This is a genomic window from Metamycoplasma equirhinis, from assembly GCF_006385185.1.
Lineage (GTDB): Bacteria > Bacillota_I > Bacilli_A > Mycoplasmatales > Metamycoplasmataceae > Metamycoplasma > Metamycoplasma equirhinis.
Genome location: NZ_VFIX01000017.1, coordinates 1 through 920 on the forward strand (window position 1 = coordinate 1; position 920 = coordinate 920).

At 67.2% G+C, this 920-nt stretch carries 1 pseudogene; it reads right to left on the reverse strand.

Annotation, left to right across the window (positions count from 1 at the left end):
- Positions 1 to 717, reverse strand: a pseudogene (gene glgE / locus FJM08_RS08435) (alpha-1,4-glucan:maltose-1-phosphate maltosyltransferase); the annotation flags it as partial.
- Positions 718 to 920 lie beyond the last annotated feature (203 nt).

Genomic DNA, 920 nt, shown 5'->3' on the forward strand with positions numbered 1-920 from the left:
GTGTACCGGGTTGCCGTCGTCGTCCCACCCGCCGGTTGAGCGCGGAAACATCTCATACCAAGCGCCGAACCGGGCCAACGGCCGATCCACCCAGACGCCGAATTGCTCGCCCCGGGTGACCAGGTCCCGCAGCGGATAGTCGGCCAGCAGCTCTTCGATTTCCGGTGTCAGGGCCAACGCGGTGCGGGTCACCGGGTCCCCGGGGGTCCGCAGCGCTGCCGCGGCCGCCAGGAGGGGATCGCGTAACCCGCGCGGCACACCTGTCGCCGCGCGCTCCAACAGCACCGCGCCTACCAACAGGTCGTTGGACAGCTCGGTCTCTCCCTGGCCGGCATCTAGCTTGGCTATCAGCCCATGGCGCCAGGTGTGGATCGGGTCACCCCAACCATCCACCCGGAAGGTCCACAATCCGACCCGGTCGGGGGTGAACTGGCCGTGGAAAACGAAGGGCTCCTGGCCGCTCGTCATCGGGATCAGCAGCGGCTTGACGCGTTGGGGCTCGCTCGGCGTCGGAAGCACCCTGGCCCGGGGTCTGTCGGTGAGGTGTGGGTAACGCACTCCGAGGTAGCGCACGACCAGCGTCGCTGCGACGGCCTCGTGGCCTTCACGCCAGACCGCCGCGCTGACCGGGACCACCTCGCCGACCACCGCCTTGGCGGGATATACGCCGCACGAAACGACGGGCGCGACGTCATCGATTTCGACACGACCGGGCACCCACCACTCCGTTTCCGTTCCGATTGCCCGGCCACTCACCGGGACATCTTGTATGTGTCGTTCCTTGTGTGTCCTTCTTGCGCCCGATACCCACCCTAGTATCCGATCACACCCGCGAAGGCACAGCGGTCGGCGGGCGCACTGCACGCGGTGGCATCCTCAGTAAGGTAAGGACGCGTGAAAGCCCTTCGCCGGTTTACCGT